Raw genomic sequence first — 23393 nt, forward strand, 5'->3', positions numbered from 1 at the left:
CAAAGGGAGGTAACGCCCTGTGATAGACGTGAACAACTTCGAATATATGAAGATCGGCTTGGCTTCCCCCGATAAGATCCGTTCGTGGTCTTTCGGGGAAGTCAAAAAGCCGGAGACGATCAACTACCGTACACTGAAACCGGAAAAAGACGGCTTGTTCTGTGAACGCATCTTTGGACCGACCAAAGACTGGGAGTGCCATTGCGGTAAATACAAGCGCGTTCGTTATAAAGGTGTTGTGTGCGATCGTTGCGGCGTGGAAGTGACTCGCGCCAAAGTACGTCGTGAGCGTATGGGGCACATTGAACTGGCTGCCCCAGTTTCTCACATCTGGTACTTCAAAGGGATTCCAAGCCGTATGGGTTTGGTTCTCGATATGTCTCCGCGTTCCCTGGAAGAAGTAATCTACTTTGCTTCTTATGTTGTAACTGACCCAGGCGATACACCTCTCGATAAAAAGCAGCTACTCTCCGAAAAAGAGTACCGCAACTATCGGGAAAAATACGGCCACTCTTTCCAAGCGATGATGGGTGCAGAAGCGATCAAGCGTCTGCTCGCTGAGATCGATCTGGATAAAGATGTGGAAACGTTGAAAGAAGATCTGAAAACGGCACAAGGACAACGTCGCAACCGTGCGATCAAACGTCTGGAAGTACTCGAGGCTTTCCGCAACTCCGGTAACCACCCGGATTGGATGGTACTGGACGTACTGCCAGTGATCCCGCCAGAGCTTCGTCCGATGGTTCAATTGGATGGTGGCCGCTTCGCTACCTCCGACCTGAACGATCTGTACCGTCGTGTGATCAACCGGAACAACCGTCTGAAGCGCCTGCTCGAACTGGGTGCTCCTGACATTATCGTACAAAACGAAAAGCGGATGCTGCAGGAAGCAGTGGACGCGCTTATCGATAATGGTCGTCGTGGACGTCCAGTAACAGGACCGGGTAACCGTCCGTTGAAATCCCTCAGCCACATGCTGAAAGGGAAACAAGGACGCTTCCGCCAAAACCTGCTCGGTAAACGTGTTGACTACTCCGGTCGTTCCGTTATCGTAGTAGGACCAAACCTGAAGATGTATCAGTGCGGTTTGCCAAAAGAAATGGCACTGGAACTCTTCAAGCCGTTCGTGATGAAAGAACTGGTGGCAAAAGGCCTCGCTCACAACATCAAGAGCGCAAAGCGCAAGGTAGAACGCGTTCAGCCTGAAGTATGGGACGTTCTCGAAGATGTTATTCGCGAGCATCCAGTACTGCTGAACCGTGCCCCCACTTTGCACCGTCTGGGTATCCAGGCGTTTGAACCAGTATTGGTTGAAGGTCGCGCAATCCGTCTGCATCCACTCGTATGTACTGCATACAACGCGGACTTTGACGGTGACCAAATGGCTGTACACGTTCCGTTGTCCGCTGAGGCGCAAGCAGAAGCACGCATCCTCATGCTGGCAGCGCAAAATATCTTGAACCCGAAAGACGGTAAGCCAGTAGTAACTCCATCCCAGGATATGGTGCTTGGTTCTTACTACCTTACGTTGGAACGGGAAGGCGACCGCGGTGAGGGTACCATCTATCGTGACCCGCACGATGCAATTGCAGCGTACCAACAAGGCTTTGTGAGCTTGCAGACGCGTATTGCCATTCCAGCGAAGAGCCTGAAGAAAACCAGCTTTACCGAACGTCAAGAGAATGCACTGCTCGTCACAACTGTAGGGAAAGTGATCTTCAATGAGATCTTCCCACCAGAGCTGCCGTTCATTAATTCTCCGACAAAATCAAACCTGCAAAACATGGTTCCGGATGAGTACTTTATTTTCGAAAAAGGTACCGATGTAACCGCGTTTGTCAAAGCTCTTCCAGATCCGGGTGCTGTGAAAAAAGGCTTCCTGGGTACAATCATCTCCGAGTGCTTCCGTCGCTTCGGTACTATGAAAACATCGATGATCCTCGACAAAATCAAAGAACTCGGCTTTACGTATTCCACGAAAGCCGGTATCACGATTGCCGTAGCGGACATTGCTGTACCAGGTAAGAAGAAAGACATCCTCGATGAAGCCGATGCTAAAGTCGCAACTGTCATGACGCAATTCCGTCGCGGTCTGATTACCGAAGACGAGCGCTATGACCGCGTTATCTCCATTTGGTCCAAAGCCAAGGATGAGGTAACTGAAGTGTTGATGAAATCGATGGATAAGTTCAATGCGATCTTCATGATGGCGAACTCCGGTGCCCGTGGTAACGTATCCCAGATCACTCAGCTGGCTGGTATGCGCGGTCTGATGGCCAACCCATCTGGTCGAATCATCGAGTTGCCGATTAAATCGAACTTCCGTGAAGGTCTGACCGTATTGGAGTACTTTATCTCCACGCACGGTGCGCGGAAAGGTCTCGCCGATACGGCATTGCGTACAGCGGACTCGGGTTACTTGACCCGTCGTCTCGTAGACGTTGCCCAAGACGTGATTGTCCGCGAAAGAGATTGTGGAACCGATAAAGGTATTCGCGTTACAGCTATCAAGGATGGTAAGGAAGAAATCGAGAAGCTGTCTGACCGTCTCATTGGACGTACATGCTTCGAGACGCTGCGTCATCCTGTAACCAAAGAAGTAATTATCGGCCGCAACGAGGAGATTTCCGAAGAAGTTGCCGAGTATATCGAGAATGAAGGCATTACAGAAGTATATATCCGTAATGTACTTGCTTGCCGTACCAGCCATGGTGTCTGCAAGTTGTGCTACGGACGCAACCTGGCAACAGGTGCCGAAGTGGAAGTTGGGGAAGCAGTTGGTATCATCGCTGCTCAGTCCATTGGTGAGCCTGGTACACAGTTGACCATGCGTACCTTCCATACCGGTGGGGTTGCGGGAGATGATATTACCCAAGGTTTGCCGCGTATTCAGGAGCTTTTCGAAGCACGTAATCCGAAAGGGCAAGCCGTTATCTCCGAGATCGACGCGGAAGTGGTCGATATTCGCGAAGGTAAAGATCGTCGTGAAATTGAAGTTCGTGGGGAAGCCGAAAACAAAGTGTATGCTGCTCCGTATGGCTCGCGTATCAAGGTCTCTGTTGGTGCCAAGCTGAATGCCGGGGATGAGCTCACTGAGGGTTCTGTAGACCCGAAAGAAATGCTGAAAGTTCGCGGCATGCGCGGCGTTTCCAACTACATCTTGCAAGAGGTACAAAAAGTTTACCGTATGCAAGGGGTAGAAATTAACGACAAGCACGTTGAGGTTATGATTCGTCAGATGCTCCGCAAACTGCGTGTCATCGACAGTGGCGATACAGATCTCTTGCCAGGCTCTTATGTAGAAGTTCCTGAGTTCGAGCAAGCGAACGCAAAAGTTTTGATCGAAGGCAGAAGTCCTGCAGTTGGCCGTCCGGTTCTTTTGGGGATTACAAAAGCGTCCCTCGAAACCGACTCCTTCCTGTCGGCAGCTTCCTTCCAAGAAACGACTCGTGTTCTTACCGATGCAGCGATCAAAGGAAAAGTGGACCGCCTGCTAGGTCTGAAAGAGAATGTAATTATTGGGAAACTGGTACCAGCTGGTACAGGTATGTCCCGTTACCGCAATATCAAAGTAGCAAGTCAAGTAGATTACGAAACAGAGCTTGAAGCGTTGAACGCGCAACAAGAAGCAGTTTCTGTCGAGTAGTCAGGGAAAAGCGCCCATGCTTTTACGTGGGCGCTTTCCAAATTAAAAAAATAGTAGTCGGGCCGTTGACATTCGAAAGCCCACCTGATATTATATTCAAGTGTGCCTGACATCTGTACTTTGGAGGATATGAGAATCATGTCTTATGAAAAAGTAGAGCGGGCCAAGGAGTTAACGATCGGTATCAAACAAACGATTAAAGCTGTTGAAAACCAACAGGTAGAAGCGGTATATATCGCTATTGATGCTGATAAGCGTTTGACCCAAAAAGTCGAGCTCCTTTGCAAAGAGAAGGGTGTTCCAGTCATTCATGTAGATTCCATGCATCGTTTAGGCAAAGCGTGCGGAATCGAAGTGGGAGCGGCTACTGCCGCGATTAAAAAAAGTGGTTAACGATGTTTTTGTCCGTGTTTACACGTTGCGTAAGTTTGGACAAGGACTTTCTATTTGACCTCAAAATGACTCACCTGGATCTGTGGTCTTGAGATTGGGTATTAAGAAGGGAGGTAACATCATGCCTACAATTAACCAATTGGTACGTAAAGGTCGCGAGGATAAGGTTGTGAAGTCGAAGTCCCCAGCTCTTCAAAAAGGGTACAACAGCTTCAAGAAAAGCCAAACCAACCAAAGCTCTCCTCAAAAACGTGGTGTTTGCACCCGTGTAGGTACCATGACTCCGAAAAAACCAAACTCCGCGTTGCGTAAATACGCTCGTGTGCGTTTGACTAACGGTATCGAGGTAACAGCTTACATCGGTGGTATTGGCCACAACCTGCAAGAGCATAGCGTCGTGCTTGTGCGCGGCGGTCGTGTAAAAGACTTGCCAGGGGTACGCTACCATATCGTTCGTGGTGCTCTTGACACTGCTGGTGTGAACAACCGTAAACAAGGTCGTTCCAAATACGGTACTAAGCGTCCGAAGCCAGGTCAAGCAGCTGCAGCAGCGAAAAAGAAATAAGAAAACGCCTGTGAAGTGGCGTGAATTGATAACGAAAAGAAGGAGGGAATACGATGCCTCGTAAAGGTCCTGTAACCCGTCGTGACGTGCTGCCTGACCCTATTCACAACAGCAAACTGGTTACTCGTTTGATTAACCGTCTGATGTTGGATGGTAAGCGCGGTGTAGCTCAGAACATTCTCTACAACGCATTTGACATCATCCAGGAGCGCACAGGTCGCAACCCGATGGAAGTTTTCGAAGAAGCACTGAAAAACGTAATGCCAGTACTTGAAGTTAAAGCTCGCCGTGTAGGTGGTGCTAACTACCAAGTACCAATCGAAGTAAAACCGGAGCGCCGCACCACTCTTGGTCTGCGTTGGATGGTTAACTACTCCCGTAACCGCGGTGAGAAAACCATGGAACAACGTCTGGCTAACGAGATCATGGATGCTGCTAACAACACCGGTGCAGCAGTGAAAAAGCGTGAAGACACGCACAAGATGGCTGAAGCGAACAAAGCGTTTGCTCACTATCGTTGGTAGGAAATTGAATCGGGTGTCCGACTTGGATACCCGTTTATTCAAAAACACGAGTATGGAAGGAGCATACCTGAATGGCTCGCGAGTTCTCTTTGCCGAATACGCGTAATATCGGTATCATGGCTCACATCGATGCTGGTAAAACGACAACGACTGAGCGTATTCTGTTCTACACTGGTCGCGTTCATAAAATTGGTGAGGTGCACGAAGGTGCAGCTACCATGGACTGGATGGAACAAGAGCAAGAGCGCGGTATTACCATCACTTCGGCTGCTACTACTGCTCAATGGAATGGTCATCGAATCAACATCATCGACACACCAGGCCACGTAGACTTCACTGTAGAAGTTGAGCGCTCCCTGCGCGTTCTTGACGGTGCTGTAACCGTTTTTGACGCAAAAGGTGGCGTTGAGCCGCAAACCGAAACTGTATGGCGCCAAGCTGACCGCTACGGCGTACCGCGTATGTGCTACATCAACAAAATGGATATCATCGGTGCTAACTTCGATATGTGCTTGGGCCAGATCAAATCTCGCCTGGGTGCTAATCCAGTAGCAATCCAATATCCAATTGGTGCAGAAGACCAATTCAAAGGCATGGTTGACCTGATCGAAATGAAGGCAATCGTATACACTGATGACTTGGGTAAAACTTCTGACTCTGCTGAAATTCCAGCTGATCTGAAAGACAGATGTGAAGAGCTTCGCCTCGCTTTGGTTGAAGCAGCAGCAGAACAAGACGAAGAGCTCATGATGAAGTACTTGGAAGGCGAAGAGCTGACCAACGACGAAATTCGTGCTGCTCTGCGTAAGGGTACTATCGAGTGCAAATTGACACCTGTAATGTGCGGTTCTTCTTATCGTAACAAAGGTGTTCAACCTATGCTCGATAACGTAGTAACTTATCTGCCATCTCCGGTAGATATCCCTGCTATCAAAGGTACTCTTCCTGACACTGAAGACGAAGTTGAACGTCCTGCTGACGACAACGGTCCGTTCTCTGCTCTTGCGTTCAAGATCATGACTGACCCGTATGTAGGCCGTCTGACTTTCTTCCGCGTATACTCCGGCGTTCTGAATTCCGGTTCTTACGTGCTCAACTCTACCAAAGGTAAACGCGAGCGTGTTGGTCGTATCCTGCAAATGCACGCAAACCACCGCGAAGAGATCCAAACGGTTTACTCCGGTGACATTGCTGCAGCTGTTGGTTTGAAAGATACCACAACTGGTGACACTCTGTGTGATGAAAAGTCTCCTGTAATTCTGGAGTCCATGGATTTCCCAGAGCCAGTTATCTCTGTTGCGATCGAACCAAAATCCAAAGCAGACCAAGACAAGATGGGTATCGGCCTGTCCAAACTGGCTGAAGAGGATCCAACGTTCAGAACTCGTACAGATGAAGAAACAGGTCAAACGATCATCTCTGGTATGGGTGAGCTTCACCTGGAGATCATTGTTGACCGTCTGAAACGCGAATTTAAAGTCGAGTCGAACGTAGGTGCACCACAGGTTGCTTACCGTGAAACATTCCGTAAGCCAGCTAAAGTGGAAGGTAAATTCGTTCGTCAGTCCGGTGGTCGTGGTCAATACGGTCACGTTTGGGTGGAGTTTGCTCCTCTCGAGGCTGGTCAAGGCTTCCAATTCGAAAACAAAATCGTCGGTGGTGTAGTACCGCGTGAATACATCCCTGCTGTTCAAGCGGGTATCGAAGAATCGATGAAAAATGGTGTTATCGCTGGCTTCCCGCTGGTAGATATCAAAGCTACTGTTGTAGATGGTAGCTACCATGATGTCGACTCCTCCGAGATGGCATTTAAAGTAGCAGGTTCCCTCGCACTGAAGGAAGCTGCGAAAAAATGTGGCGCAGTATTGCTCGAGCCAATCATGAAAGTAGAAGTTACAATGCCTGAAGAGTACATGGGCGATGTTATGGGTGACCTGAACTCCCGTCGTGGTCGTATCGAAGGTATGGAAGCTCGTGCTAACGTACAAGTAATCCGTGCTATGGTACCACTGTCCGAGATGTTTGGTTATTCTACAGTTCTTCGTTCCCGTACCCAAGGCCGTGGCGTTTACTCCATGGTTATCGACCACTACGAAGAAGTACCGAAATTCATCGCTGAAGAAATCGTTAAGAAATCCAAAGGCGAATAATTTCTGGTTCGACTTTATCTTGAAACAGGAAAGGTTTACAATATTGAAGGGACAACTATTCGTAAGGTAAACCTTTCTTCAACACATATACCCTTATTATAAGGAGGCTTTTTCTCATGGCAAAAGCGAAATTTGAACGGAATAAACCACACGTTAACATCGGTACTATCGGTCACGTTGACCATGGTAAAACTACCCTGACTGCTGCTATCACAACTGTATTGGCAACTCAAGGTAAAGCACAAGCTATGAACTACGCTGCAATTGACGCTGCTCCAGAAGAAAAAGAGCGCGGTATCACTATCAACACTGCTCACGTTGAGTACGAAACTGACAACCGTCACTATGCTCACGTTGACTGCCCTGGTCACGCGGACTACGTGAAAAACATGATTACTGGTGCTGCTCAAATGGACGGCGCAATCCTGGTTGTATCCGCAGCTGATGGCCCAATGCCACAAACTCGCGAACACATCCTGTTGTCCAAACAAGTAGGTGTACCATACATCGTAGTATTCATGAACAAATGCGACATGGTAGACGACGAAGAGTTGTTGGAACTGGTTGAAATGGAAATCCGTGACCTGCTGTCTCAATATGAGTTCCCAGGTGACGACACTCCAGTAATCAAAGGTTCTGCTAAAGAAGCTTTGGACAACCCAACTGGTGAATGGGCAGCTAAAATCGCTGAGTTGATGGACGCTGTTGACACCTACATCCCAACTCCTGAGCGTGCAACTGACAAACCGTTCCTGATGCCTGTAGAGGACGTGTTCACGATCACTGGTCGTGGTACCGTTGCTACTGGTCGTGTAGAACGTGGTGTTGTTAAAGTTGGTGAGCAAGTAGAAATCATCGGTTTGGCTGAAGAAACAAAAACTACAACTGTAACTGGTGTTGAGATGTTCCGCAAATTGCTGGATTCCGCTCAAGCTGGTGACAACATCGGTGCTCTGCTGCGCGGTGTTGAACGTAAAGACATCGAGCGTGGACAATGCTTGGCGAAACCAGGTTCCGTTAAGCCTTACACCAAGTTCAAAGCAGAAGTTTATGTTCTGTCCAAAGAAGAAGGCGGACGTCACACTCCTTTCTTTGCTAACTACCGTCCACAATTCTACTTCCGTACAACTGACGTTACAGGTATCATCCAACTGCCAGAAGGCGTTGAAATGATCATGCCTGGCGACAACACTGAGTTCACCGTTGAACTGATCGCTCCAGTAGCGATGGAACAAGGTACTCGCTTCGCTATTCGCGAAGGTGGCCGTACAGTAGGCGCTGGTGTTGTAGCTTCCATCGAATCCTAATCGATTCATACAAAAACCCGACAGCTATATGTTGTCGGGTTTTTTTATTTTGGCTTTTCCAATTATCGGATATTTTCATAACTCCCATCAAAATGATTCAGGCGGTAGTGGGATAGGAATGTGCTACAATACGAACAGGATTTGGATGGGGGCAGAAGAGATGAGAAACAAAGAGCGCTTGTTGTTTTTAATGTTGGCGGGCGTAGTAACGCTGTGGGGACTGAATGTCGTCATGGTGAAATACCTAACGATGTTTCCGCCTATGTATGTTGCAGCGATCCGAATGACGATTGCCGGAATTATCTTAGCTCCAATTATTTATCAATACCGTAAAAATCTTCGCGTTGGAACGACAAACTGGATATTGCTTGCCGGAGTCGGAGCAAGCTCGATTGCTCTTCATCAAATCACACTCGCGACGGGAGTACAGTATACTTCAGCAGGGAATGCTTCACTTATTTTAGGTCTGAACCCATTAGCGACTGCGCTGTTAGCGATGTTATTGCTGGGTGAAGGGATGTCTTGGCGAAAAGGGTTGGGAATCGCGGTTGGTTTCGCAGGGGTGTTGATTGTTGTCATCTCTCAGCATGGTGGTATTCATATGAATGGCTGGGGAGACGCCATTATGTTCTTCTCAATGCTGATGTATGTAACGGGTGGATTGCTCATTCGAAAGCTCGCTTTACGAGGAGTACCCGTTTTGCTGATTACGGTAATGTCACAATGGTTTGGAGTTTTTTTTCTTTGGATTTCTGCACTAATGATTCAGCCGGCTTCCTATTATATAGGTCTGGAAGTAACTCCATTTCAATGGCTTGTCATATTGGCTTCGGCCGTGCTCTCAACAGCAATAGGCTCGGTGGGATGGAATTACGGTATCCGTCAGCTGGGAGCGAGTAGAACAGCGATGTTTTTGAATGGTATGCCATTGGCCAGTTTATTGTTTGCTGCACTGTTTTTGGGAGAACAATTGCAACTGGTGCACTTGCTAGCATTACTTATGATCGTAGGTGGAGTGTATCTTGGGTCTCGTAATCAGGCGAAGCCGTCACCCGTGCCTACAGTAGTGCCTTCCGATTTAACGACAAAAGCGTAGGGGATAATCCCTACGCTTCTTCTTTTTGTTCCCATTGATTCACCATGTGATGAGCAGTGAGGCGCAGCCTATCAAAGATCTGTTGACGAATGTTATCTTCGAGCCCGGTTTCATCCATTGCTTTCTTCATGCAGGATAACCAAGCTTCAGCTTGGACCGTGCCGATGGGAAAACGCATATGACGAGCACGTAGCATGGGGTGTCCGTGAAGATCGGAATAAAGGGTTGGGCCACCCAGGAACTGAGTAAGAAATTGATACTGTCGTTCCTTGACCTCAGTAAAGTCATCTGGAAAGAGAGGGGATATATCAGGATGCTGTTTTACATGATCATAAAAAATATCGACAAGGCGAGCTAAGGTATCTGCTCCACCAATCATTTCATAAGGGGTGCGATTGTCGTTGGACATCAGTGAACTCCTCCTTTACGTAAACAAGTCCACTCATAGTATAACGTCTTCCTTCTATTATAGATAGTTTTGAAAATGAGTTGGCAACCAATCCCGCTTGCTATTCCACCATGATCTCTGTAATATGTTCAGAGTGAGTCAATTCGTTTTGCTCGCTTGTACAAAAAAGTTGCAGCAGCCTAAGAAAAAACTTGCGTTGCCCAAAGCTTTTTAGTACAATAGTGAATGTTGGTCATGGACTTGCGATGATGTGGGAGGTTGCTGACACACCCGGCCCCTTTGCCATGACCGGGGTGCAGGATATTTCCACGGAGAAATGTCTGTTTAGAAAATGGGCGAAAAAGGAGGGACTAAAATGGCAAAGCAAAAGATTCGTATTCGTTTGAAGGCGTATGATCACAAAATCCTGGATCAGTCTGCAGAGAAAATTGTAGACACTGCGAAGCGTTCCGGTGCAAATGTATCCGGTCCAATTCCACTCCCTACGGAGAAAGCAGTTTACACAATCCTGCGTGCGGTTCATAAGTACAAAGATTCTCGTGAGCAATTCGAGATGCGTACACACAAACGTTTGATCGACATTTTGAATCCAACACCACAAACAGTAGATGCTTTGATGCGTCTGGATCTACCATCTGGTGTGGATATCGAGATCAAACTGTAAGGTCCCAAAACGCGACACACGCGCAGACGTTGTCTTGATAAGCGTGTTATACCAAGCAACAAACCCCTGAAATGGCACCCCTGCGCATCGGGCGGGACTTGATACAACATTAAAAACGTTTTATTGAATTAAGCACAGGAGGTGGCACAAATGACCAAAGGAATCTTAGGGAAAAAACTTGGAATGACTCAAGTTTTTGGTCCAAACGGAACAGCGATCGCTGTAACGGTCATCGAGGCTGGTTCTAACGTAGTTCTCCAAAAGAAAGATGTGGAGAATGACGGTTACGAAGCAATCCAAATCGGCTTCGAAGACAAAAAAGAACAGCGCGCTAACAAGCCGGAAAAAGGACATGCAGCAAAAGCTAACACTGCTCCTAAGCGCTTCGTTCGCGAAATTCGCGGAGTTAACCTCGCTGACTTTGAGGTTGGTCAAGAGTTGAAGGCTGACATTTTTGCCGAGGGAGATATTGTTGACGTAGCTGGCGTATCCAAGGGTAAAGGTTTCCAAGGATCGATCAAACGTCACAACCAATCCCGCGGTCCTATGGCTCACGGTTCGCGTTACCATCGTCGACCAGGTTCCATGGGTGCTGTAGCCCCAAACCGCGTATTTAAAGGCAAACCATTGCCAGGTCAAATGGGTGGCGACAATGTTTCCATTCAAAACCTGGAAGTGATTAAAGTAGATGCTGATCGTAACCTGATTCTCGTAAAAGGCTCCGTGCCTGGTCCGAAAAACGGTTGTGTATTGGTATCGACGGCAGTCAAGAGTAAATAGTTAGGAAAGGAGGAACTGACATGCCGAAAGTAGCTCTTTATAACCAAACTGGTTCTCAAGTTGGCGAAATCGATTTGGCAGACAGCGTATTTGGGATTGAGCCTAACAGCGCAGTTCTGTACGAAGCGATCGTGATGCAACAAGCATCCCAACGTCAAGGTACACATGATGTAAAGAACCGCTCCGAAGTACGTGGTGGTGGCCGCAAGCCATGGCGCCAAAAAGGTACAGGTCGCGCACGCCAAGGTTCCATTCGCTCTCCGCAATGGAAAGGTGGCGGTGTTGTATTCGGTCCAACTCCGCGCAAATACGGTTACAAACTGAACCGTAAAGTTCGTCGTCTGGCACTGAAATCTGCACTCTCCACAAAAGTACAAAACAACGAACTGCTGGTACTGGAAGCTCTGAATTTCGCAGCTCCTAAGACCAAAGAAATGACAGCTGTATTGAGCAGCTTGAAAGTAGATCGCAAAGTTCTGATCGTTACCTCCGAGTATGATCAAAACGTAGCGCTCTCTTCCCGCAACATCCCAGGTGCAAAAATCGTAGATGCTGCAGGCATTAACGTTCTGGATCTGGTAGCGCATGACAAAGTAATCGTAACGAAAGAAGCGATTGCGAAAGTAGAGGAGGTGCTCGCCTAATGAAGAGCCTTCATGATGTCCTTAAACGCCCTGTCATTACCGAGCGCACCACTGATATGATGGCTGAGAAAAAGTACGTTTTCGAAGTACCTCTCAAAGCCAACAAAACAGAGATCAAGCAAGCGGTTGAGAAAGTATTTGGCGTAAAAGTTGAAGCAGTTAACACCGTTCGTGTTCCTGCAAAACCAAAACGTTACGGAAAATACTCCGGTTACACATCCGAGTGGAAGAAAGCAATCGTTAAGCTGACTGATGACAGCAAAGAATTGGCCTTCTACGAGGGAGTATAACCTCGACGACTACCGAAAAGGAGGGTATTAACATGGGTATCAAAAAGTTTAAACCGACTTCTCCTGGTCGTCGCCAAATGACGGTTTCTACTTTCGAGGAGATCACCACATCGACTCCTGAAAAATCCTTGTTGGCGCCTCTCAGCAAACAAGCTGGACGCAACAACCAAGGTAGAATTACCGTTCGTCATCAAGGTGGCGGTCACAAACGTAAGTACCGTATTATCGACTTCAAACGTAACAAAGATGGTATCATTGGTCGCGTAGCAACCATTGAATACGATCCAAACCGTTCCGCTAACATCGCACTGATCAACTATGCAGACGGTGAAAAGCGTTACATTATCGCTCCACACAACCTGAAAGTGGGCGACCAGATCGTATCCGGAGCAGATGCCGACATCAAAATCGGTAACGCACTGCCTTTGGAGAAAATCCCGGTAGGTACTACGATCCATAACATTGAGTTGAAACCTGGTAAAGGTGGCCAACTGGTTCGTGCAGCTGGTACTTCCGCTCAATTGCTTGGTCGTGATGGCGAGTTCGTAATCGTGCGCCTATCTTCTGGTGAAACACGCCGCATTCATAACGTTTGCCGTGCTACCATCGGTCAAGTAGGTAACCAAGATCATGAACTGCTGAACATTGGTAAAGCAGGACGTTCCCGCTGGTTGGGTATTCGCCCGACTGTACGTGGTAGCGTAATGAACCCTAACGATCACCCACACGGTGGTGGTGAAGGTCGCGCTCCAATCGGACGTAAAGCACCTGTTACTCCTTGGGGCAAACCAACTCTGGGTCTCAAAACTCGGAAGAAGAAAAACAAATCCGATCAGTACATTATCCGCCGTCGCAAGAAGTAAGCTAGGCTGATACTATAACCGAACGCCTTTGGCGAAGGGAGGTTCACTAATGGGACGTAGCTTAAAAAAGGGTCCTTTCGTGGATGACCACTTGATGAAAAAAGTTGACGAGCAAAATGAAAAGAACGAGAAGCGAGTGATCAAAACTTGGTCCCGTCGTTCCACCATTTTCCCTGATTTCGTTGGACACACGTTTGCAGTTTATGATGGCCGCAAACACGTACCAGTTTACGTATCAGAAGACATGGTTGGTCATAAATTGGGTGAATTCGCACCAACTCGTACCTTCAAGGGTCACGTCGACAACGACAAGAAATCCAAGAAGCGCTAATTTTCTCTTGACAGAGAGGAGGTACAAAGATGGAAGCAAAAGCAGTTGCACGCAATATTCGCATCGCGTCTCGTAAAGTCCGCCTGGTGGTTGACTTGATCAGAGGCAAGCAAGTAGGTGAAGCTTTGGCGATCTTGAAACACACGCCTAAAGCAGCTTCTCCGGTTGTTGAAAAGCTACTGAAGTCCGCTATTGCAAACGCTGAGCATAACTTCGAGCTGGATCCAAATAGCTTGGTTGTTGGCAAAATCTTCGTGGATCAAGGTCCTACGTTGAAGCGTTTCCGTCCGCGCGCTATGGGTCGCGCTAGCCGCATCCATAAACGCACGAGCAACATTACAGTGGTACTAAACGAGAAATAAGGAGGGATTACGTGTGGGTCAAAAGGTAAGCCCGGTCGGTCTTCGGATCGGAGTTATTCGTGACTGGGAGTCCAAGTGGTACGCTGATAAGGACTTCGCAACACTGTTGCACGAAGACTTGAAAATCCGTAAGTATGTAAAAGGGCGTCTGAAAGATGCTGCAGTATCCACTATCGAAATCGAACGCGCAGCTAATCGCGTGAACGTTACGATTCACACCGCTAAGCCTGGTATGGTAATTGGTAAAGGTGGAGCAGAAGTTGAAACTTTGCGTAAATCCCTTACTGAACTGACTGGCAAACGCGTTCATATCAACATCAACGAAGTAAAACGTCCTGACCTGGATGCTACTCTGGTAGCTGAAAATATTGCACGCCAATTGGAAAACCGCATTTCTTTCCGCCGTGCGCAAAAGCAATCGATCACTCGTACGCTTCGCTCTGGCGCAAAAGGTATCAAAACTTTGGTTAGCGGTCGCCTTGGCGGTGCTGACATCGCACGTTCTGAAGGTTACAGCGAAGGTACTGTTCCGCTTCACACACTGCGTGCTGACATCGACTACGGTACTGCTGAAGCACATACCACTTATGGTCGTATCGGTGTAAAAGTGTGGATCTATCGTGGAGAAGTCCTTCCAGCGAGAAAGAACGTCGCTACTGAGGAAGGAGGCAAGTAATCATGTTGACGCCAAAACGCGTGAAACACCGTAAACAACACCGCGGAAAAATGGCTGGTAACGCAAAAGGCGGTACTACTATTGCGTTCGGTGAATACGGATTGCAAGCAATGGAACCATCTTGGGTAACGAACCGTCAGATCGAGGCTGCTCGTATCGCGATGACTCGTTACATCAAACGTGGTGGTAAAGTTTGGATCAAAATCTTCCCTGACAAACCAGTTACACAAAAACCGCTCGAAGTACGGATGGGTTCCGGTAAAGGTTCTCCTGAGAAATGGGTAGCGGTAGTGAAGCCAGGCAAGATCATGTTTGAACTTGCTGGGGTTCCTGAAGAAGTCGCTCGCGAAGCTATGCGTCTGGCTATGCACAAACTGCCTATCAAGTGCAAGTTCGTGAAGCGTGAAGAAGTGGGTGGTGACGCACATGAAGGCTAATGAGTACCGTAATTTGACCACTGCCGAGATCGAACAAAACGTTACTTCTTTGAAAGAAGAGTTGTTCAACCTTCGTTTCCAGCTGGCTACGGGTCAACTCGAAACCACATCTCGTATCAAACAAGTGCGTAAGGATATCGCACGTGCGAAAACCATCCTACGCCAGAGAGAATTGGGAATCGGCTAATTAAAGGAAGGAGGTTTGAACGATGACCGCAGATCGCAATATGCGTCGAACCGTTGTAGGTCGCGTCGTTTCCGACAAGATGGATAAAACCATTGTTGTTCTTGTTGAAACTTACAAGACACACCCATTGTACGGTAAACGCATGAAATTCTCCAAAAAGTTCAAGGCTCACGACGAGAACAACACGGCTAAAGTGGGCGACATCGTAGAAATCATGGAAACACGTCCAATGTCCAAAGACAAACGTTTTCGTTTGGTACGTATCGTCGAAGAGGCAGTAATCGTATAAGATTGATTTTCGGATAAACAATTCCGAAAGGAGGAACAGTAAATGATCCAAACTCAGACGAGATTGGCTGTTGCTGACAACTCCGGTGCTAAGGAACTCATGTGCATCAAGGTTCTGGGTGGTTCCGGTCGCAAAACGGCGAACATCGGTGATGTTATTGTGTGCTCCGTTAAATCCGCTACACCCGGCGGCGTTGTCAAGAAAGGTCAAGTAGTTAAAGCAGTTGTAGTACGCACAGTGAGTGGCGTTCGTCGTCAAGATGGTTCTTACATCCGTTTCGATGAAAACGCGGCTGTAGTTATCAAAGATGATAAATCCCCTCGTGGTACTCGTATCTTTGGACCTGTAGCTCGTGAGCTTCGCGAGAAAGATTTCATGAAGATCATCTCTCTGGCTCCAGAGGTTATCTAATTGAACGGAAAAACTCAGGCAGTTTGTTCGATAGGAGGTGCACCAAGCGATGCACGTTAAAAAAGGCGACACTGTTATCGTAAATGCGGGTAAAGATAAAGGCAAAAAAGGTCGCGTTCTCGCTGCTTATCCGAAGAAAGAACGCGTTCTGGTTGAAGGTATCAACCTCGTAAAGAAACACAGCCGTCCGTCTCAAGCTAACCCGCAAGGTGGCATTGTGACTCAAGAAGCAGCGATTCACGTTTCCAACGTATCTTTGATCGATCCGAAGTCCGGAAAAGCTACTCGCATCGGTTACAAAGTATTGGAGAACGGCAAGAAAGTTCGTTTTGCGAAAAAGTCTGGCGAAGTACTCGACAAGTAGTCAGGTTGGAAAGGAGGATGTCCTTAGATGGCAACAAGACTGAAAGAAAAGTATACCAATGAAATCGTGCCTGGCTTGATGAGCAAGTTTAGCTACTCGTCCATCATGCAAGTGCCGAAAGTTGAAAAGATCATCATCAACATGGGTGTAGGCGAAGCGGTAGCTAACGCTAAATCCTTGGATACTGCAGTGGAAGACCTGCAAATCATCGCTGGTCAACGACCTGTAGTAACACGCGCTAAGAAATCCATCGCTGGTTTCAAACTGCGTGAAGGTATGCCGATCGGTGCGAAGGTTACTCTGCGCGGCGAGCGTATGTACCAATTCCTCGACAAACTGATGAACGTATCTCTTCCGCGTGTCCGTGACTTCCGTGGAATTTCTTCCAAGGCATTTGACGGCCGTGGTAACTACACACTTGGTCTGAAGGAACAACTGATCTTCCCTGAGATCGAGTACGATCAAATTGACAAGGTACGCGGTATGGACATCGTAATTGTCACTTCCGCGAAAACGGATGAGGAAGCACGTGAATTGCTGACTCAAATGGGTATGCCATTCCGTAAATAAACCCAATCGTAAGGAGGGAAGAATGTGGCAAAGAAATCAATGATCATCAAGCAACAGCGGGAGCCGAAGTTTGCAGTACGCGCGTACACACGTTGCGAGCGTTGCGGACGTCCTCACTCCGTATTGCGCAAATTTAAACTCTGCCGTATTTGCTTCCGTGAACTTGCTTATAAAGGTCAAATTCCAGGCGTGAAAAAAGCAAGCTGGTAATTTGAAACGGGAAGGAGGTTTTCTCTCATGGTTATGACTGATCCAATCGCAGATATGTTGACACGCATTCGTAACGCCAACATGGTTCGCCACGAGAAAGTGGAAATCCCGGCGTCTACCATTAAAAAGGAAATCGCGCGCATTCTGAAAGAAGAAGGATTCATCCGCGATGCGGAGTTTGTTGAGGACAACAAACAAGGAATCATCCGCGTTTTCTTGAAATATGGTGCTGAGAACGAGCGTGTAATCACAGGTCTGAAACGTATCTCTAAACCAGGTCTTCGTGTTTATGCAAAGAACAATGAAGTTCCAAAGGTTTTGGGTGGCCTCGGTTGCGCGATCATCTCCACATCCACTGGTGTAATGACGGACAAGCAAGCTCGTCAAGCAGCAGTTGGCGGAGAAGTACTAGCATACATCTGGTAATTCAATAGATTGAAGAAAAGCACAGGAGGTGCACCACATGTCTCGTGTCGGTAGAAAACCGATCGTGGTACCTGCAGGCGTTACCCTCACTCTGAACGGAACTGAGCTGACGGTAAAGGGCCCTAAGGGTCAACTCGTTCGTAACTTTCATGAAGATATTAAAATCAACATCGCTGAGAACGAAGTAGTAGTAGAGCGTCCTAGCGACAACAAACTGCATCGTTCCCTTCACGGTACGACTCGTGCGCTTGTTGCCAACATGGTAAAAGGCGTATCCGAAGGTTTTACTCGCACTCTTGAGCTGGTCGGTGTAGGTTACCGTGCAGCGAAAACCGGTTCCGGTGTAACACTTTCTCTCGGTTTCTCCCATCCAGTTGAGGTAACTCCTGAAGCTGGTATCGAAATCGACGTGCCAAACCAAACCACTCTGGTGGTTAAAGGAATCAACAAAGAGCGCGTAGGACAAATTGCCGCTGAAATCCGTTCACTGCGTAAACCTGAGCCATACAAAGGTAAAGGTATTAAGTACAGTGATGAAGTGGTTCGTCGTAAAGAAGGTAAAAAAGGTAAATAAGCTTCTAGCTTCATGAGAAAGGAGGCCGCTTAATGTTTACGAAAGCTGATAAAAACAAAGCTCGGAAAAAACGTCACCTGCGCATCCGCAAACGCGTGATTGGTTCTACCATTCGCCCGCGTCTGAACGTGTTCCGTTCTTCTAAGCACATCTACGCTCAACTGATTGACGATGCGACTGGAGCAACTCTGGTATCTGCATCTTCTCTGGATAAAGAGCTGGGCCTGAAAAATGGCGCTAACGTGGAAGCTGCTACAGCTGTTGGTACACTGATCGCTAAGCGTGCACAAGAAAAAGGTGCAACTGAAGTGATTTTTGACCGCGGCGGTTACATCTATCATGGACGTATTAAAGCACTGGCAGAAGCAGCTCGCGAAGCTGGTCTGCAATTCTAACAACAAGGAGGGTAAGGAATGCGTATCGACCCTAGCAAATTAGAGCTCGAAGAAAAAGTAGTCGCCGTTAACCGCGTAGCTAAGACGGTTAAGGGTGGACGTCGCATGAGCTTCAGCGCCCTGGTTGTTGTGGGTGACCGTAACGGCCATGTAGGTGCTGGTATGGGTAAAGCTCAAGAAGTTCCAGACGCCATTCGCAAAGCGATTGACGACGCTAAGAAAAAATTGATCCGTGTACCAATGAGAGGAACAACTGTTCCGCACGAAGTTCTGTGCCAATTTGGTGCCGGTAAAGTTCTCATCAAGCCTGCTTCTGCTGGTACTGGTGTTATCGCGGGTGGTCCTATCCGTGCCGTACTCGAGCTGGCTGGTGTGGGCGACGTACTGAGCAAATCTCTTGGTTCGAACAATCCTATCAACATGGTCAACGCTACGCTGGAAGGCCTGGGCCGTCTGAAAACAGCGGAAGATGTCGCGAAGTTGCGCGGTAAGACTGTTGACGAGTTGTTGGGTTAATAAGGAGGGAATGAAAATGGCAAAATTGCAAATCACCCTCAAACGCAGCCTGATCGGACGTACTGTCGATCAACAGGACACTGTGAAAGCACTGGGTCTTCGCAAAATCAACTCCACTGTAGTGAAGGAAGATAACGCTGCAATCCGTGGAATGGTTTTCAAAGTGAAGCACTTGGTTGAAGTGAAAGAAGTAGAAGCATAATTGAACATCTCAAGAGTTAGGAGGTGCAACGTATGAAATTGCATGAACTGCAACCTGCAGAAGGATCCCGTCACACTCGTAAGCGCATCGGTCGCGGTATCGGTAGCGGTACTGGCAAAACTGCTGGTAAAGGTCACAAAGGTCAAAACGCTCGTTCCGGTGGCGGCGTACGCCCAGGTTTCGAGGGTGGTCAAAACCCATTGTACCGTCGTCTGCCTAAACGCGGTTTCACTAACATCAGTCGTAAAGAATACGCGATTGTTAGCCTGGACGCGCTGAACCGTTTTGAAGAGGGTACTGTAGTAACACCTGAGCTTCTGAAAGAAACTGGTGTTATCAGTGCGCTGCGCGACGGTGTTAAGGTTCTTGCTAACGGCGAACTGACAGTGAAGCTGACTGTAAAAGCTCACAAGTTCTCCGGAGCTGCTGCTGAGAAGATCGCACAAGTCGGTGGAACAACCGAGGTGATCTAATGTTAGCGTCCTTTACTAACATTTTTAAGATTAGCGACCTGCGTCGTAAAATCCTGTTTACGCTCATGATGTTGGTAGTGTTCCGAATCGGAAGTTTTGTACCAGTTCCTAACGTAAACGTCGAGTTGTTTCAGCAGAACACAAACCACTTGCTTGGATTGTTAAACACCTTTTCGGGTGGAGCTCTGAAAAATTTCTCGATTTTTGCCATGGGTATCATGCCGTATATTACGGCGTCGATTATCATGCAGCTGTTGTCGATGGACGTGATTCCAAAGCTTACGCAATGGTCACGTGAAGGAGAGGTTGGTCGACGCAAGATCGCTACGGTTACCCGCTACAGTACAATTATTCTCGGTGCGATTCAATCCATCGGGATGACAATTGGTTTCAACAATATGGCGCCTGGCTTGTTGAAGGATACGTCCGTTGGCAGCTATGCACTCATTGCGTTGACACTGACAGCAGGTACCGCGTTCTTGATGTGGATGGGTGAACAGATTACTGAGAAAGGAATCGGTAACGGGATTTCGATCCTGATCGTTTCCGGTATCGTCGCGAACATCCCTGGTGGAATTGAGACGATCTATTCCACTCAGTTTGCTGATCCATCCCAAAACATTTTCTTCAGCATCGTCAAAGTTGTGATTATCTTGCTGGTGATCCTCGCTATTATTGTCGGGGTTATCTTTATGCAGCAAGGTGTGCGTAAGATTCCAGTGCAATATGCTAAGCGCGTGGTTGGACGGAAAATGTACGGTGGTCAATCTACCCACATTCCACTGAAAATCAACTCTGCTGGTGTTATTCCTGTCATCTTCTCCATCTCGCTCGTAATTTTCCCTTCGACAATTGCTCAGTTCTGGGTTGATCAATCTGGAACAGGTATTGCCAACTGGATTTATCAAAACTTCCAAGTCAGTGCACCGCTTGGAATGGCGCTGTACGCCATCTTGATTATCGGGTTTACCTACTTCTACACCTTTGTACAGATGAATCCTGTACAAATGGCAGAGAACATGAGGAAAAATGGCGGTTACATTCCTGGTATTCGACCTGGTAAAAACACTGAGGTGTACATTACTCGTACATTGAACCGCTTAACATTGGCGGGCGCTCTCTTCCTGATGCTGATTTCCGTCTTGCCGTTCTTCTTCAGCAAGTTGGCGAATCTGCCGCAGTCGATTTACATCGGTGGTACTTCGCTGTTGATCGTAATCGGGGTTGCCCTGGATACGATGAAACAGATCGAAAGCCAGATGATCAAGCGCCACTACCAAGGGTTCATCAAGTAATACCTATGTTTTTACAGAAAAGCCTCTGTAAGCTTTTCTTTATGGGACGGAGGGAATGGACGTGAATATAATTCTGATGGGGCTGCCTGGCGCTGGTAAAGGTACACAGGCAGAACGAATCATTGAAGAGTTTGACATCCCGCACATTTCGACTGGTGATATGTTCCGAGCAGCGGTCAAAAATGAAACGCCGCTCGGACTAGAGGCTAAATCCTATATGGATAAAGGTCTGCTCGTTCCCGATGAGGTTGTCATCGGGATTGTGCGGGAACGTCTGTCGATGGACGACTGCGAAAAAGGATTCCTGTTAGATGGATTTCCTCGCACCGTTCCGCAGGCGGAAGCGTTGACAGCTACTGTAAAGGAGCTGGGACGCGATATTAATCATGTGATTAATATCAATGTTCGTAGGGAACTGCTGATTGAACGTCTGACCGGTCGCTGGATCTGCCCAGTGTGTGGAGCTAGCTATCATACGATGTTCAACCCTCCAAAAGAGGCTGGCGTGTGTGATAAAGATGGTGGCAAACTGTATCAGCGTGAAGACGACAAGCCGGAAGTGGTAGCACAACGACTTGATGTCAACATTGCTCAGACACAACCACTCATCGATTATTACTCCGCTCAGGAGCTCCTGCGAGATATCAATGGGGAACAAGATATCCAGGTAGTGTTTGCGGAAATTAAGTCTTTGTTGCGAGGGTAATTGCGAATGATTATCCTAAAGTCGAAAGCAGAACTTGAGGTTATGCGCGAAGCTGGTCGTATCGTCGCACTCACCCATCAAGAACTGGCCAAGGCCATCAAGCCTGGTGTCACGACGAAGCAACTTGACGAAATTGCCGAGACGTTTATCCGTAGCATGGCCGCGGTTCCGTCATTCAAAGGCTACGGTGGCTTTCCAGGAAGTATCTGTGCTTCAGTCAATGAAGAACTCGTACACGGGATCCCAGGAAAACGGACGTTACAAGAGGGAGACATCATCAGTCTAGACATCGGTGCCCAGTTTGAGGGCTACCATGGAGACTCCGCTTGGACGTGTCCGGTAGGCACAATTTCTACAGAAAATCAGAATCTCTTGCGAGTAACAGAAGAGTCGTTGTTCAAGGGGCTTGAAAAAGCGATACCGGGTGCACGATTGTCTGATATCTCACATGCGATTCAGGTTCATGCAGAAGCTGCCGGCTTCACACTCGTTCGCGAGTATGTGGGGCATGGGATTGGGCAAAACTTGCACGAAGATCCGCAGGTTCCTAACTATGGCCCTCCAGATCGAGGTCCACGGTTGAAACCAGGCATGGTGTTGGCAATTGAGCCAATGGTAAATGCCGGCGAACGTTATGTCCGCACATTGGAGGACAATTGGACGGTAGTAACAGTGGATCGGAAAACATGTGCTCATTTTGAACACACCATCGCGATTACGGAAGATGGCTATGAGATTTTTACACGGGCGTAAACGAGGATTCCTTTAGATTGGGATTGTCGTCCAACGTGTCGACGATAAGTTCGTTGTGTGATCATTTCGCAAAACTCATGGTCTGACTGAAGAGCAGAAGAAAGGAGAGTTTACCATGGCAAAAGATGATGTAATTGAGGTGGAAGGTACGGTAATCGAACCTTTGCCTAATGCTATGTTTCGGGTAGAATTAGAGAATGGACATAAGATCCTTGCTCACGTTTCCGGAAAAATCCGCATGCACTTTATCCGTATCCTGCCTGGGGATAAAGTAACTGTTGAACTGTCGCCGTACGACTTAACCCGCGGACGTATTACGTACCGCTATAAATAGTTAGTAAAACCCCTAGAAAAGGGAGGCAAGAACCATGAAAGTGAGACCTTCGGTTAAACCGATCTGCGAGAAATGCAAGGTTATCCGTCGTAAAGGTAACGTAATGGTTATTTGTGAAAATCCTAAGCATAAGCAAAAACAAGGGTAAACAAGGAGGTGCTTTTTACACATGGCACGTATTGCAGGCGTTGACTTGCCGCGCGAAAAACGCGCTGAAGTCGCTCTTACCTACATCTTTGGTATTGGCCGCCCCACGTCTCAAAAAATTCTGTCCGCCACTGGCGTAAGTGCGAACACTCGTGTTCGTGATCTGACAGAAGAAGAAGTTGCTAAACTTCGTGAGTACATTGACAAAACCGTGAAGGTGGAAGGCGATCTCCGTCGTGAGATCTCCCTGAACATCAAGCGCCTGATGGAAATCGGCTGCTTCCGCGGTATTCGTCATCGTCGTGGGCTCCCTGTTCGCGGTCAACGCTCAAAAACAAATGCTCGTACGCGTAAAGGTCCACGCCGTACAGTAGCTAACAAGAAGAAGTAAAGGAGGGTAATCT

Annotated in this window: 35 protein-coding genes; 34 read left to right on the forward strand and 1 reads right to left on the reverse strand. The window is 47.8% G+C overall.

All coding sequences use genetic code 11. The features are described from left to right. Window positions 1–19: 19 nt before the first annotated feature. The 7 genes from rpoC (at window position 20) to AN963_RS19930 (ending at window position 9681) form a co-directional block, all read left to right on the forward strand. On the forward strand, window positions 20–3646 hold the full coding sequence (gene rpoC / locus AN963_RS19900) for a DNA-directed RNA polymerase subunit beta' (protein WP_055746203.1): 3627 nt from the start codon (window positions 20–22) through the stop codon (window positions 3644–3646). Between the two features lie 138 nt (window positions 3647–3784). Next, window positions 3785–4039 (forward strand): 50S ribosomal protein L7ae-like protein, encoded by a 255-nt coding sequence (locus AN963_RS19905; protein ID WP_055746204.1) that lies wholly within the window; start codon window positions 3785–3787, stop codon window positions 4037–4039. 121 nt (window positions 4040–4160) lie between these two features. After that, a complete protein-coding gene (gene rpsL, locus AN963_RS19910; protein ID WP_005828873.1) occupies window positions 4161–4604 on the forward strand; it encodes a 30S ribosomal protein S12 in 444 nt (147 codons plus the stop codon). 53 nt (window positions 4605–4657) lie between these two features. Then, window positions 4658–5128: a 30S ribosomal protein S7 gene (gene rpsG / locus AN963_RS19915; RefSeq protein WP_007716226.1), complete on the forward strand. Its 471-nt coding sequence runs from the start codon at window positions 4658–4660 to the stop codon at window positions 5126–5128. A gap of 71 nt (window positions 5129–5199) precedes the next feature. Further along, entirely contained in the window at window positions 5200–7278 is a 2079-nt protein-coding gene (gene fusA, locus AN963_RS19920; protein WP_055746205.1) for an elongation factor G, read from the forward strand. 116 nt (window positions 7279–7394) lie between these two features. Continuing rightward, on the forward strand, window positions 7395–8585 hold the full coding sequence (gene tuf / locus AN963_RS19925; RefSeq protein ID WP_055746206.1) for an elongation factor Tu: 1191 nt from the start codon (window positions 7395–7397) through the stop codon (window positions 8583–8585). Between the two features lie 160 nt (window positions 8586–8745). Further along, on the forward strand, window positions 8746–9681 hold the full coding sequence (locus AN963_RS19930) for a DMT family transporter (RefSeq protein ID WP_055746207.1): 936 nt from the start codon (window positions 8746–8748) through the stop codon (window positions 9679–9681). Window positions 9682–9691: 10 nt separating this feature from the next. On the opposite strand, the gene AN963_RS19935 is transcribed toward AN963_RS19930, so the two are convergent. After that, window positions 9692–10090: a globin domain-containing protein gene (locus AN963_RS19935; protein ID WP_055746208.1), complete on the reverse strand. Its 399-nt coding sequence runs from the start codon at window positions 10088–10090 to the stop codon at window positions 9692–9694. Window positions 10091–10445: 355 nt separating this feature from the next. Here AN963_RS19935 and rpsJ point away from each other — a divergent pair, with 355 nt between their 5' ends. The 27 genes from rpsJ to rpsM all read left to right on the forward strand — a co-directional run bounded on the left by rpsJ (window position 10446) and on the right by rpsM (window position 23380). After that, entirely contained in the window at window positions 10446–10754 is a 309-nt protein-coding gene (gene rpsJ, locus AN963_RS19940) for a 30S ribosomal protein S10 (RefSeq protein ID WP_005828858.1), read from the forward strand. A 150-nt stretch (window positions 10755–10904) separates the two neighbouring features. Then, window positions 10905–11534 (forward strand): 50S ribosomal protein L3, encoded by a 630-nt coding sequence (gene rplC, locus AN963_RS19945; protein ID WP_055746209.1) that lies wholly within the window; start codon window positions 10905–10907, stop codon window positions 11532–11534. Between the two features lie 20 nt (window positions 11535–11554). Then, complete coding sequence (gene rplD, locus AN963_RS19950; protein ID WP_055746210.1) at window positions 11555–12178, forward strand: 50S ribosomal protein L4; 624 nt, start codon at window positions 11555–11557, stop codon at window positions 12176–12178. After that, complete coding sequence (gene rplW, locus AN963_RS19955; RefSeq protein WP_007716243.1) at window positions 12178–12468, forward strand: 50S ribosomal protein L23; 291 nt, start codon at window positions 12178–12180, stop codon at window positions 12466–12468. The genes rplD and rplW overlap by 1 nt, the downstream gene beginning before the upstream one ends. Before the next feature lie 32 nt (window positions 12469–12500). Further along, window positions 12501–13331: a 50S ribosomal protein L2 gene (rplB, locus tag AN963_RS19960; RefSeq protein WP_055746211.1), complete on the forward strand. Its 831-nt coding sequence runs from the start codon at window positions 12501–12503 to the stop codon at window positions 13329–13331. A 49-nt stretch (window positions 13332–13380) separates the two neighbouring features. Beyond that, entirely contained in the window at window positions 13381–13662 is a 282-nt protein-coding gene (gene rpsS, locus AN963_RS19965) for a 30S ribosomal protein S19 (protein ID WP_007716246.1), read from the forward strand. Window positions 13663–13691: 29 nt separating this feature from the next. Further along, the gene (gene rplV, locus AN963_RS19970) at window positions 13692–14024 is read left to right on the forward strand and encodes a 50S ribosomal protein L22 (RefSeq protein WP_055746212.1); all 333 of its coding nucleotides are present in this window, start codon (window positions 13692–13694) and stop codon (window positions 14022–14024) included. A 13-nt stretch (window positions 14025–14037) separates the two neighbouring features. After that, on the forward strand, window positions 14038–14700 hold the full coding sequence (rpsC, locus tag AN963_RS19975) for a 30S ribosomal protein S3 (protein ID WP_055746213.1): 663 nt from the start codon (window positions 14038–14040) through the stop codon (window positions 14698–14700). Between the two features lie 2 nt (window positions 14701–14702). Continuing rightward, entirely contained in the window at window positions 14703–15137 is a 435-nt protein-coding gene (gene rplP, locus AN963_RS19980; RefSeq protein ID WP_055746214.1) for a 50S ribosomal protein L16, read from the forward strand. Then, entirely contained in the window at window positions 15127–15324 is a 198-nt protein-coding gene (rpmC, locus tag AN963_RS19985) for a 50S ribosomal protein L29 (RefSeq protein ID WP_055746215.1), read from the forward strand. Before rplP ends, rpmC begins: the two co-directional genes overlap by 11 nt. 22 nt (window positions 15325–15346) lie before the next feature. Continuing rightward, window positions 15347–15613, forward strand: a complete 267-nt coding sequence (gene rpsQ, locus AN963_RS19990; protein WP_055746216.1) for a 30S ribosomal protein S17 — start codon at window positions 15347–15349, stop codon at window positions 15611–15613. A gap of 42 nt (window positions 15614–15655) precedes the next feature. Next, window positions 15656–16024, forward strand: a complete 369-nt coding sequence (rplN, locus tag AN963_RS19995; protein WP_049742236.1) for a 50S ribosomal protein L14 — start codon at window positions 15656–15658, stop codon at window positions 16022–16024. Between the two features lie 49 nt (window positions 16025–16073). After that, complete coding sequence (rplX, locus tag AN963_RS20000) at window positions 16074–16388, forward strand: 50S ribosomal protein L24 (protein ID WP_055746217.1); 315 nt, start codon at window positions 16074–16076, stop codon at window positions 16386–16388. Between the two features lie 27 nt (window positions 16389–16415). Then, window positions 16416–16958, forward strand: a complete 543-nt coding sequence (rplE, locus tag AN963_RS20005) for a 50S ribosomal protein L5 (protein WP_055746218.1) — start codon at window positions 16416–16418, stop codon at window positions 16956–16958. 24 nt (window positions 16959–16982) lie between these two features. After that, window positions 16983–17168 (forward strand): type Z 30S ribosomal protein S14, encoded by a 186-nt coding sequence (locus tag AN963_RS20010; RefSeq protein ID WP_007716256.1) that lies wholly within the window; start codon window positions 16983–16985, stop codon window positions 17166–17168. Between the two features lie 27 nt (window positions 17169–17195). Next, window positions 17196–17594 (forward strand): 30S ribosomal protein S8, encoded by a 399-nt coding sequence (gene rpsH / locus AN963_RS20015; RefSeq protein WP_055746219.1) that lies wholly within the window; start codon window positions 17196–17198, stop codon window positions 17592–17594. A gap of 37 nt (window positions 17595–17631) precedes the next feature. Further along, window positions 17632–18168, forward strand: coding sequence for a 50S ribosomal protein L6 (gene rplF / locus AN963_RS20020; RefSeq protein WP_055746220.1), 537 nt, complete (start codon window positions 17632–17634; stop codon window positions 18166–18168). Between the two features lie 32 nt (window positions 18169–18200). Next, the gene (gene rplR / locus AN963_RS20025) at window positions 18201–18563 is read left to right on the forward strand and encodes a 50S ribosomal protein L18 (RefSeq protein ID WP_055746221.1); all 363 of its coding nucleotides are present in this window, start codon (window positions 18201–18203) and stop codon (window positions 18561–18563) included. Window positions 18564–18581: 18 nt separating this feature from the next. Further along, window positions 18582–19079, forward strand: coding sequence for a 30S ribosomal protein S5 (gene rpsE, locus AN963_RS20030; RefSeq protein ID WP_055746222.1), 498 nt, complete (start codon window positions 18582–18584; stop codon window positions 19077–19079). 16 nt (window positions 19080–19095) lie between these two features. Beyond that, window positions 19096–19281: a 50S ribosomal protein L30 gene (gene rpmD, locus AN963_RS20035; RefSeq protein WP_007716270.1), complete on the forward strand. Its 186-nt coding sequence runs from the start codon at window positions 19096–19098 to the stop codon at window positions 19279–19281. Between the two features lie 32 nt (window positions 19282–19313). Continuing rightward, window positions 19314–19754 (forward strand): 50S ribosomal protein L15, encoded by a 441-nt coding sequence (gene rplO, locus AN963_RS20040; protein ID WP_055746223.1) that lies wholly within the window; start codon window positions 19314–19316, stop codon window positions 19752–19754. Beyond that, window positions 19754–21049 carry a preprotein translocase subunit SecY gene (gene secY / locus AN963_RS20045; protein ID WP_055746224.1) on the forward strand — a complete coding sequence of 432 codons (1296 nt, stop codon included), beginning with the start codon at window positions 19754–19756 and terminating at the stop codon, window positions 21047–21049. Before rplO ends, secY begins: the two co-directional genes overlap by 1 nt. Before the next feature lie 61 nt (window positions 21050–21110). Next, window positions 21111–21755 (forward strand): adenylate kinase, encoded by a 645-nt coding sequence (locus AN963_RS20050; RefSeq protein WP_055746225.1) that lies wholly within the window; start codon window positions 21111–21113, stop codon window positions 21753–21755. Between the two features lie 6 nt (window positions 21756–21761). Beyond that, window positions 21762–22508: a type I methionyl aminopeptidase gene (map, locus tag AN963_RS20055; RefSeq protein WP_055746226.1), complete on the forward strand. Its 747-nt coding sequence runs from the start codon at window positions 21762–21764 to the stop codon at window positions 22506–22508. Window positions 22509–22623: 115 nt separating this feature from the next. Next, window positions 22624–22842, forward strand: a complete 219-nt coding sequence (gene infA / locus AN963_RS20060; RefSeq protein WP_023558720.1) for a translation initiation factor IF-1 — start codon at window positions 22624–22626, stop codon at window positions 22840–22842. A 34-nt stretch (window positions 22843–22876) separates the two neighbouring features. Beyond that, window positions 22877–22990 carry a 50S ribosomal protein L36 gene (gene rpmJ, locus AN963_RS20065; RefSeq protein ID WP_003333770.1) on the forward strand — a complete coding sequence of 38 codons (114 nt, stop codon included), beginning with the start codon at window positions 22877–22879 and terminating at the stop codon, window positions 22988–22990. Between the two features lie 21 nt (window positions 22991–23011). Further along, entirely contained in the window at window positions 23012–23380 is a 369-nt protein-coding gene (rpsM, locus tag AN963_RS20070) for a 30S ribosomal protein S13 (RefSeq protein WP_055746227.1), read from the forward strand. The last annotated feature ends 13 nt before the right edge of the window (window positions 23381–23393 follow it).

Origin of the sequence: Brevibacillus choshinensis, from assembly GCF_001420695.1 — a bacterium.
GTDB lineage: Bacteria > Bacillota > Bacilli > Brevibacillales > Brevibacillaceae > Brevibacillus > Brevibacillus choshinensis.